Origin of the sequence: Promicromonospora citrea, assembly GCF_013004695.1 — a bacterium.
In the GTDB taxonomy this organism is placed as follows: Bacteria; Actinomycetota; Actinomycetes; order Actinomycetales; family Cellulomonadaceae; genus Promicromonospora; species Promicromonospora citrea.
The window spans coordinates 1-9,434 of record NZ_JABEMG010000155.1 but is presented as its reverse complement, the minus strand read 5'-3'; the positions used below and the strand labels follow the sequence as shown (position 1 = coordinate 9,434).

Below are 9,434 nucleotides of genomic sequence, written 5' to 3'. Positions count from 1 at the left end.
GGCGCGACGGCGTGGACCCGGCCGACGCGCTGAGCGCCGCCCGCGCCGCGCAGAGCCACGTCGGCCTCGCCAGACGGCTCGCGCGGGACGCCGGCGCGCGCGAGCGCCGGACCGCGGTGCTGAGCATCGCACGGCGCATCCGGGGCGTCGGCGACGCGGTGCTGGCGGCGGGCGAGCTCGTCGACGTCGCCAAGGCGGAGGCCGCGGCGGCCACGCAGGAGCGCGACGCGGCGGAGAAGGCCGAGCTGCTGCGCACCCTCGGCGTGGCCGACGGTGAGACGCTGCCGCCGCGCCTGCGTTCCCAGCTCAAGCAGCTCGAGGACGACCAGAAGCGCCGGGCCACCCGCCATCAGCGCGACGTGCTGGACCGCGCGATGGTGGACCTGCTGTCGCTGTACCGGGACGTGCTGGTGGTGCAGCTGGGGGCGGAGGTGGAGCTGGTCAACGCCGAGCTGGCCGACACGGTGCGCTCGCTCGCCGCCGACTCCACGCCCGAGCAGACGGTGCGGCGGATGGACTCGATCGGCGTGGCCCGCACGCGGCTGGAGGGTAACGTCGCACCGCTGCTCGCGCTGGAGGCGATGGCCATCGCGCTCCGTCCGCAGGGATGAGGCCCGCCTGTGAAGATTTCGCACGGGTGAATCCCCACCACCCGGGCACATTGTCCTGAATGCCGTCCCTGGTTAGAGTGCGGGGCGCCCCCGATGCGTTTTTCGGCCCCCAGAGCTTTTTCGTACGACAAGGAGTCCACCGCCCGATGAGGATCCTCCTGCTGGTCTCAGCCTTCAACGGACTCACCCAGCGGGTCTGGTGCTCCTTGAGAGAGCAGGGGCACGACGTGGGCGTCGAGCTCGCGCCGACCTTCGAGTCCGGCGCCGCCATGACGCGAGCCGTCGAGCGCGCCGACCCGGACCTGATCCTGTGCCCGTTCCTCAAGCACCGCGTGCCGGACACGATCTACGACCGCTGGCCCACCGTCATCGTGCACCCCGGGCCCGTGGGCGACCGCGGTCCGTCGTCGCTGGACCACGCGATCCGCGACGGCCGCGACCGGTGGGGCGTCACGGCGCTGTCCGCCGTCGAGGAGCTCGACGCCGGGCCCGTCTGGGCCACCGCGGTGTTCGACATGCCGGACGACCCGATCTCCAAGAGCGCCCTCTACAACAGCCGCGTCGCGGACGCCGCCATGGCCTGCATCGGCGAGGTCGTCCGCAAGGTGGCCGACGGCGAGCGGCCGATCCCGGCGGAGGCCTGCCTGCGGATCGTGCCCGTCGAGGGCGAGCTGCCGCTGCTGCGCCGCGTCGACTTCCGCGTCGACTGGAACCGTCCCGCCGCCGAGCTGGAGCGCCTCGTGGCGGCCGCTGACGGTGCGCCGGGTGCGCCCGCCGAGGTCAACGGCCGGTCGGTCTGCGTGTTCGACGCCGTCGCGTCGCCCGAGCACACCGGTGCGGCCCCCGGCACGGTCGTGGGCCGCAACCTCGACGCGGTGGCGATCGCCTGCGGCGTCGGCACGCTGTGGGTGGGCTACGCGGCCGAGCTGAGCGGCCGCCGCGGGCCCAAGCTGCCCGCCGCGCAGGTGATCGACGCGAGCCACGCGCCCTTCCGCCGCGTGCCGGACGCGCTCGCCGAGACCACGTACGTGCGGGACGGCAACGTCGGCTACCTGACGTTCCGCTCCTACAACGGCGCCATGTACACCGAGCAGTGCCGCCGCATGACGAGCGCGGTCGAGAAGGCCCTCACCGAGGACACCCGCGTGCTGGTCCTCAAGGGCACGGAGCACGCGTTCTCGAACGGCATCCACCTCGGTGCCATCGACGCGTCGCCCGACCCGGCGGCGGAGGCCTGGGACAACATCTGCGCCATCGACGAGCTGTGCCTCGCGATCGCGACGGCCGAGCAGCTCACGGTCGCGGCCTTCACGGCCAACGCCGGCGCGGGCGGCGTGATGATGGGCCTGTGCGCCGACGTCACGCTGGCTCGTGAGGGCGTGGTGCTCAACCCGTACTACGACATGGGCATCTTCGGCTCGGAGCTGCACACCTGGAGCGTGCCTGCCCGCGTGGGCGAGCACCGCGCGTCGCTCCTGCTCAACCGCAAGCTGCCGATCTCGGTGGCCGAGGCGGCCCGCATCGGGCTGATCAGCGCCGTCGGCCCGCGCGAGTGGGGCGAGTTCAACGCCTGGCTCGCGTCCGCCGCCCAGGGGTACGAGGAGCCCGCGACGCTCGGCTGGATGCTGGCCGCCCGTGCGGAGCGCCGCGCCACGGACCGGCCCTTGTCGTACTACCAGACGATCGAGCTCGCCGAGATGGCGCGCGACTTCTTCGACGACCGCAACGCGTTCTCGGTGCACCGCCGTGCGTTCCTGCGCAAGACGGCCGCCGACGCCACGCCGGAGAAGCTCCGCTTCCAGACCGCGCGCGTCTGACCCGCCGACGTCCAGGTGGCCGGTACCCGTCGGGGTGCCGGCCACCTGTCTTCTTCCCGCCGCCCGTGCAAGACCCGGTGGCGCCGCCACACAGGAGGGGTAGGGGCGGGCCGACGTGCGCCGCTTCCGACCGGCGGTTCTCAGCGGCGAGTGAAAGGATCTGGGCATGACGATCAGGCGGATGCAGCGGTCCGGTGGCACGGGACGAGTCCTGGCGGCGACGCTCGGGCTCGGCGTGACGGCGGCGCTCACCCTGTCCGGGTGCGCGCAGTCCGACGTGGGCGGGTCGTCCGACCCAGGGTCCGGCTCGGCGTCGGACGCCACCGAGGCGCCCGAGGAGAGCCCGAGCCCCAGCCCGTCCGAGGAGGGCGGCGCGGGTGACGACGGCAGGCTGCCGGAGGCCGCCGAGATGGCCACGACGCCGGGCACCTCGGGTCGCGGCCTGCCGCCCGGCCTCGAGGGCAGCACGGAGTCGCCCGCCGGGGTGGCGTGGGCGCCCGACGAGGGGCTCCTGTACGTCGTCACCAACGGGTCGAGCTCGTGCCCGACGCTGGCCGAGCCCGAGGCGACGTTCGGCGCGGGCAGCGGCGCCAAGGGCGGCGTGGCCGCGGCCGACGGCGTGCTCACCGTCCAGCTCCTGCCCGAGGAGGACGGCATCTGCACCATGGACTTCGTGCCCACCACGACCGTGGTCGAGGTGCCGGCGGAGGCCGACACGGGCGAGGAGATCCCGGTCGCCATCGGGGACAAGGGCACCGTGCAGCTCCAGCCCCGGCCCGCGGACGGGGAGCCCGGACCGGTCGCGTGGCTCGAGTCGTGAGGGTCGCGTGTCGGTTCGCCAGCGGGTAAGAAATCTCCCGGGTACTACCGATAGGTTGTCCGGGTGATTCGTCCCGCCCGCCCTCGCAAGCCAGCGGCCGTCGTCGCCACCGTGCTCACCACCGTCCTCCTCCTCGCGGCGTGCGGTGCGCCGCCCAAGGTGCAGACGGCGCTGGAGGACGTGGGCAAGGCGGACGGCTCGGCGACCGAGGGTGCGCCGAAGGGCTTCGAGGACTACTACGGCCAGTCCCTGGAGTGGACCGAGTGCGGCGAGGGCTTCCAGTGCGCCACGGCGTCGGCCCCGCTGAGCTGGAAGGACGCGGACGCGGGCAGCATCGAGCTCGCGCTGAGGAAGATCCCCGCGACGGGGCAGAAGGTCGGTTCGCTGCTGGTCAACCCGGGCGGGCCGGGCGGCTCGGGCGTCGACTTCGTGGGCGACCCGGGGCGGTTCGGTCTGGCGCTGCGCTCCTCGTTCGACATCGTGGGGTTCGACCCCCGCGGCGTCGGCAGCTCGACGCCCGTGACGTGCCTCGACGACCAGGGCAAGGACGAGTTCCTCAGCACGGACTACCCGTACACGCCCGAGGGCCTGGCGGCACGGATCGACGCCGTCCGCGCCTGGGGGCAGGCGTGCGCCGAGAACACGGGCCCGCTGCTCGGCACCGTGGACACGCAGTCGGCCGCGCGTGACATGGACATGCTGCGCGCGGCCCTCGGCGACGACGAGCTGCACTACCTGGGCTTCTCCTACGGCACGCAGCTCGGGGCCACCTACGCGGGGCTGTTCCCGGACCGCGCGGGCCGCCTGGTGCTGGACGGCGCCCTGGACCCGACGCTCAGCTCCGACGAGGTCGCCCTCCAGCAGGCGGAGGGCTTCGAGAGCGCGCTGCGCGCCTACGTGGCCGACTGCCAGGCGGGCGACCAGTGCCCGCTGACGGGCAGCGTCGACGAGGGCCTGCAGCAGATCCACAGCATCGTCGAGGACGCCGAGGCCAACCCGATCCCGACCTCGTCGGCGCGGTCGGTGACCAAGAAGCTCGCGTTCTACGGCGTGGCGGTGGCGCTGTACGACGAGGCGTCCTGGCCGTACCTCACGCAGGCCCTGCAGGGCGTGCTGTGGGAGGGCACGGGGGACGACCTGCTCTACCTCGCCGACGTCTACAACGACCGCGACGAGGACGGCTCGTTCTCCTCCAACAGCGAGGAGGCCTTCCGTGCGATCAACTGCGCCGACGGCCGCGCCGAGGAGGACATGGACCAGATGCGCGCGCTCGCGCAGCAGATCGAGGAGGCCGCGCCGACGCTCGGCGAGTCGTTCGGCTACTCGGGCATCGAGTGCGCCGACTGGCCCTACCCGCCGGCCGAGCAGGAGTTCGACCCCTCGGCGAAGGGCACGCCGCCGATCGTCGTCATCGGCACCACGAACGATCCCGCGACGCCGTACCGCTGGGCCCAGTCCCTGGCCAAGACCCTCGACGCGGGCGTGCTGGTCACCTACGAGGGCGAGGGGCACACGGCGTACGGTCGCTCCAACTCGTGCGTCTCCGGTGCCGTCGAGGACTACCTGGTGGAGGGCACCGTCCCAGAGGACGGCCTGACCTGCTGAGGGCGGTCCCGCTCGGGTTCGAACCCGCCGTCGGAGGCGTCACACGGTTTCGCTTTGGACCTGGCTCGTGCATTGGGTACAGTTAGGGCCGCTCGCCCATCCGGTCGTGACCGGTGTGCGGTGCATCCGCCGCCTTAGCTCAGTCGGCAGAGCGTCTCACTCGTAATGAGAAGGTCGTGGGTTCGATTCCCACAGGCGGCTCCGGTCGGAAACCCCGCTCCACCAGTCACTCAGGTGCCTCGGTCGGGCGGGGTTTCCTGTGTTGCGGGACGGGCCGGGTACTTCCCGGGTACTCACCCCGCCGGCGCCGGGACGGCCTTCTCGGCCGCGCGGCTCACCGCCTCCCACGCGGCCCACGTCCGGCGACGCTCCTCGGTCGCGGCGAGCGCGGCGTCGTAGGCGACGCCGCCGAGCAGGAGACGGCGCGGCGGGTCGTCGGAGTCGACGAGCGTCATCAGCGCCTCGGCGGCGAGCCGGGGTTCGCTGTCGACGCTGTTCTCCTGGAGCTCGGCGGCCAGCCTCTCGCGCAGGCCGTCGTACGCGGGCAGCGGCGTGGCCGTCTCCATCGCGGTGTAGAGGTCGGTCCAGTAGCCGCCCGGCTCCACGATCGTGACGGCGACGCCGAACGCCCCGAGCTCGTGCGCGACGGCCTCGCTGAGCCCTTCGAGCGCGAACTTGCTCGCGCTGTACAGGCCGGTGCCGGCGAACCCGGCGACGCCGCCGATGCTGGACACCTGGATCAGGTGCCCCGAACCCTGCCGGCGGAGCACCGGCGCGACGGCGCGGGTCACCCACGCGGCGCCGAAGAAGTTGGTCTCGAGCTGGGCCCGGACCTGCTCGTCCGTGAACTCCTCGACGAAGCCGTAGGACATGGTGCCGGCGTTGTTGACGACGACGTCGAGCCGGCCGAACGCCTCGACGGCGCGGTCGACGGCGGCCTGGACCGCTGCGGGGTCGCGGACGTCGGCGGCGATCTGGAGGAGGCCGTCGCGGGTGTCGTCGTCGCGCAGGGTGCGGGAGACAGCGGCGACCCGGTCGCCGGCCGCGAGGGCGGCGTCGGTGAACGCGCGGCCGAGGCCGCGGCTCGCGCCGGTGACGAACCAGGTGCGGGGGGAGGTGGCGGTCACGAGGACCCCTTTCGTCGTTTGTCGAGACGGACCGTCTCGACAACCAGCATGCGGCGGGGCCTCGTGCTTTGTCAAGACGAACCGTCTCGTCTCGTGTGGGGCTAGGATCTCTGCATGACCACCGCACCGACCCGCTCCACCGGACGCCGGCGCAACCCCACGACCCGCGCGGCGATCCTCGCCACCGCCTTCGACGTCGTCGCCGAGCTCGGCTACGCGGGCCTGACCATCGAGAAGGTCGCGGCCCGGGCCGGCGTCGGCAAGCAGACGATCTACCGGTGGTGGCCGGGCAAGGGCGCCCTGGTGCTGGACGCCGTCCTCGAGCGGACGACGGGCGCCGGTGCGGAGGCCGCGGAGCTTCCCGACACGGGCGACCTCGAGGCGGACCTCGCCGACGTCCTCGTCGCCACGGTGCGCGAGCTGACCGACCCCGCCTTCGACCGCGCGCTCCGCGGCCTCACGGCGGCGATCGTCGAGGACGCCGAGCTCGCCCGCCTCTACCAGGAGCGGCTCGACGGGCCGATGCGGGAGCTCAAGAAGCGCCGCCTCCGCAGCGCGCAGGAGGCTGGGCAGCTCGACCCGGGGGTGGATCTCGACGTGGCCGTCGACCTGATCTTCGCGCCGGTCGCCCAGCGGTGGTCCGAGCGCTCCGGGCCGCTCACCCCCGAGGTCGCACGGGCGGTCGTCCGGCACGCCCTGCGCGGGCTCGCCCTCCCCGACCCGCCGAGGTAGTCAGTTGGCGAGGTAGTCACGTGGCGAAGTAGTCACCGGTTCGCGCCACGTGACTACCTCGCCAGATGACTACCTCGCCAGGTGACTACCTCGCCAACTGACTACCTCGGGGCGGTCGAGCTGGCGCAGGCGGCTCACCGCGCGCGCCAGGTCCGGCGGCGCCGGGCGGCCTGCCGGGACGGCGAGCACCTCGTCGAGCGGGCCCGGCGTGGTGAGCACGAGGGTGCGGTCGTGGTCGTGGAGCACGTCCACGAGGTTCACGAACCGTTGCTGGGTGTTGACGTGGCAGTGCGCGAACGGCACGACGTCGGTCACCGTCCACCGGTCGAAGCGTTCCGCGAGCGACAGCATGTCCAGCGCCGAGACGGGCGCGGTGCACAGGGCGGTGAAGTCGAACCAGACGGCGTCGTCGGCGGCCCGGAGCGCCGGCACGGTGCGCCCGCCGCGCAGCGCGACGTCGGCGGCCTCGTCCGGGGCGGGTCGGCCCAGCGCGCCCCCGCCGTCGGCGGAGGCGAGGTCGAGCAGGAGGCCCGACCGCCAGCCGCCCACCGGGGGTGCGCCGCCGTCGCGCCGCGTCCGGTAGTCCACCGGGCCGTCCACGGCGAGCACGTCCAGCGACCCCTCCAGCGCCTCGATGAGCGGCACCGCGAGCTCGTGGAAGAGGGGGTCGGGCAGCAGGCCCTGGGGCGGGTAGTTCGACGTGGCCACGAGCACGACGCCGCGCCGCAGCAGCGTGCGCAGCGCGCGGGACAGCAGGGTCGCGTCCCCGGCGTCGTGCAGGTGGAGCTCGTCGAAGCAGAGCACGGTCGCGTCGCCGAGCAGGGCGTCGAGGGCACGCTCCATCGCGTCGGGGGTACCGGTGCGCGCCCAGACCTCCGCGTGCAGCGCGCGGTAGAACGCGTGGAAGTGGAACCGGGGCCCGCCGGCCGCCTCGTGGAAGCGGTCGAGGAGCCAGGTCTTGCCCCGGCCCACCGGCCCCCACAGGTACACGCCCCGCGGCGCGTCCGAGCCCAGGGAGTCCAGCAGGCCCTCGAGGCGGCCCGCGGCAGCGTCCTGGGCGTCGTCGAGCACGTAGCCCGCCGCGCGCGCGGCGTCGCGGAGCGGGGTGCGGGGCATGCGACGACGGTACCCTCTGTCCCATGGCATGGACCCGTCCCCGACGCCGCAAGCCCGTCACCTACCTGCTCGGTCAGGCCGTCGAGGAGTACCCGGCGCTGTCGCCGGAGGTCGAGCGCGGGCGCGTGCTGCGGATCACCGAGATCGGCGAGCCGGTGCTGCACACGCCCGCCCGCACGGTCGAGACGTTCTCGACGCCGGAGCTCGCACGGCTCCTCGACGACATGTTCGCCACGATGGAGTCGGCCCAGGGCGTCGGCCTCGCGGCGCCGCAGGTCGGCGTCGACCTGCGGGTGTTCGTCTACGACCTCACGGACGCGGCGGGGGACCGGCACGTCGGGCACGTGGTGAACCCGGTGCTCGAGATGGACCTCGACGCCGAGCCCGAGACCGAGGAGGAGGGCTGCCTGTCCGTGCCGGGCGCGTACGAGCCGCTCGCCCGCCCGGGCCGCGCGAGCGTGCGCGGTGTCGACCAGCACGGTGCGCCCGTCCAGCTCTCCGGCGAGGGCTATCTCGCGCGGTGCTTCATCCACGAGTCCCAGCACCTCGACGGCACCCTCTACTGGGACCACCTCGACGCCGACCTCCAGGCCGACGCGCTGCGGCAGCGTGACGAGGAGCGCGGACGCATCGTCGCGGAGCGCCGCGAGATCGCGATCGAGCTGGACAAGACGCCGCCGGAGTACCCCGAGAAGCCGGCCGGCGGGCGCTGAGCGCCCCGGCGGGTCCTCGGCCGGCTCACAGCGACGCCACCCAGTCGGCGACCGCCTCGGCGACGGCCCGCTCCCGCCCGACGCCGCGCATGTCGTGCGCGCCGGGCAGCGTCACCGTCGTGACCGGGCCGGGGATGGCCGCGACGTGCTCGGCGAGCTCGTCGGGCGTGCCGAAGGGGTCCTTGTCGCCGGACACGAAGAGCGTGGGGACGCCGATCGCGCCGAAGTGCTCCACGCGCAGCCGCTCCGGCTTTCCCGGCGGGTGCAGGGGATAGCTCAGCAGCACCAGGCCGGCGGCGGGCAGCCCCTCGGCGACGGCCATCGAGCACATCCGCCCGCCGTAGGACCGCCCGCCGAGCAGCAGCCGGTCGGTCGGCACGCCGAGCTCGTCCGCCCACGCGGCCGCCGTCTCTCGCAGGTGCGCGACGGCGACCGGGGGCCGGTCGGGCATGCGCCGGCCTGCGAGGCGGTACGGGAAGTCGACGCGGCGCACGGGCAGCGGCACGGACGCCTCGGCGAGCACGCGCTCGACCGTGACGAGCGCGGGGCTCTCGCTGCTCGCGCCGGCGCCGGGGGTCAGGAGGAGTCCGGCAGGCATGGTCACGGGCCCAGTCTGCCCCGGCTCGTCAGGTGAGGCGCCGCCAGAGCAGCAGCAGGCCACCGACGGCGAGCAGCGCGCCCGCGCCGAGCACCCCCACCCAGCCGAGCGGCGTGATGAGCTCGTCCTCCTGCACCGCGACCGCCTGGGTCCGGGCCGACGGCGGCTCCTGCGTCGGCACGCCCTGCAGCAGGGCGGCGGTCGGCGTGGTGGCGGGCGAGGGCGACGGGCTCGCGCTCGCCGTGGCCGACGGCGTCGGGCTCGGCGTGGGTGACGGGCTCGCCGTGGGCGTCGG

General features: G+C 74.0%; 9 protein-coding genes, 1 tRNA gene and 1 pseudogene. 7 read left to right on the top strand and 4 right to left on the bottom strand.

The genetic code is table 11. The features are described from left to right. The 5 genes and pseudogenes from HLB15_RS20565 to HLB15_RS20545 all read left to right on the top strand — a co-directional run. A pseudogene (locus HLB15_RS20565) lies at nt 1–611 on the top strand (DNA polymerase III subunit delta'); the annotation flags it as partial. A gap of 146 nt (nt 612–757) precedes the next feature. Next, a complete protein-coding gene (locus tag HLB15_RS20560; RefSeq protein ID WP_171108154.1) occupies nt 758–2,428 on the top strand; it encodes an enoyl-CoA hydratase-related protein in 1,671 nt (556 codons plus the stop codon). A gap of 166 nt (nt 2,429–2,594) precedes the next feature. Further along, entirely contained in the window at nt 2,595–3,248 is a 654-nt protein-coding gene (locus HLB15_RS20555; RefSeq protein ID WP_171108152.1) for a hypothetical protein, read from the top strand. 63 nt (nt 3,249–3,311) lie between these two features. After that, entirely contained in the window at nt 3,312–4,853 is a 1,542-nt protein-coding gene (locus HLB15_RS20550) for an alpha/beta hydrolase (protein WP_229784888.1), read from the top strand. 128 nt (nt 4,854–4,981) lie between these two features. Then, nucleotides 4,982–5,054: transfer RNA gene (locus HLB15_RS20545), tRNA-Thr, on the top strand. Between the two features lie 92 nt (nt 5,055–5,146). Here HLB15_RS20545 and HLB15_RS20540 read toward each other — a convergent pair. Further along, nucleotides 5,147–5,980, bottom strand: a complete 834-nt coding sequence (locus HLB15_RS20540; protein ID WP_171108150.1) for an SDR family NAD(P)-dependent oxidoreductase — start codon at nt 5,978–5,980, stop codon at nt 5,147–5,149. A gap of 114 nt (nt 5,981–6,094) precedes the next feature. Between HLB15_RS20540 and HLB15_RS20535 the strand changes: the two genes are divergently transcribed. Beyond that, entirely contained in the window at nt 6,095–6,712 is a 618-nt protein-coding gene (locus HLB15_RS20535; protein ID WP_171108148.1) for a TetR/AcrR family transcriptional regulator, read from the top strand. A gap of 69 nt (nt 6,713–6,781) precedes the next feature. Here the strand turns inward: HLB15_RS20535 and zapE are convergent, their stop codons facing one another. Then, complete coding sequence (gene zapE / locus HLB15_RS20530) at nt 6,782–7,828, bottom strand: cell division protein ZapE (protein WP_171108145.1); 1,047 nt, start codon at nt 7,826–7,828, stop codon at nt 6,782–6,784. A 23-nt stretch (nt 7,829–7,851) separates the two neighbouring features. On the opposite strand from zapE, the gene def reads away from it, so the two are divergent. Then, nucleotides 7,852–8,541, top strand: a complete 690-nt coding sequence (gene def / locus HLB15_RS20525; RefSeq protein WP_171108143.1) for a peptide deformylase — start codon at nt 7,852–7,854, stop codon at nt 8,539–8,541. Between the two features lie 25 nt (nt 8,542–8,566). On the opposite strand, the gene HLB15_RS20520 is transcribed toward def, so the two are convergent. Next, entirely contained in the window at nt 8,567–9,145 is a 579-nt protein-coding gene (locus tag HLB15_RS20520) for an alpha/beta hydrolase family protein (RefSeq protein WP_171108141.1), read from the bottom strand. A gap of 22 nt (nt 9,146–9,167) precedes the next feature. Beyond that, the coding region (locus HLB15_RS20515; RefSeq protein WP_212760154.1) for a hypothetical protein at nt 9,168–9,434 on the bottom strand (267 nt) is incomplete at its 5' end.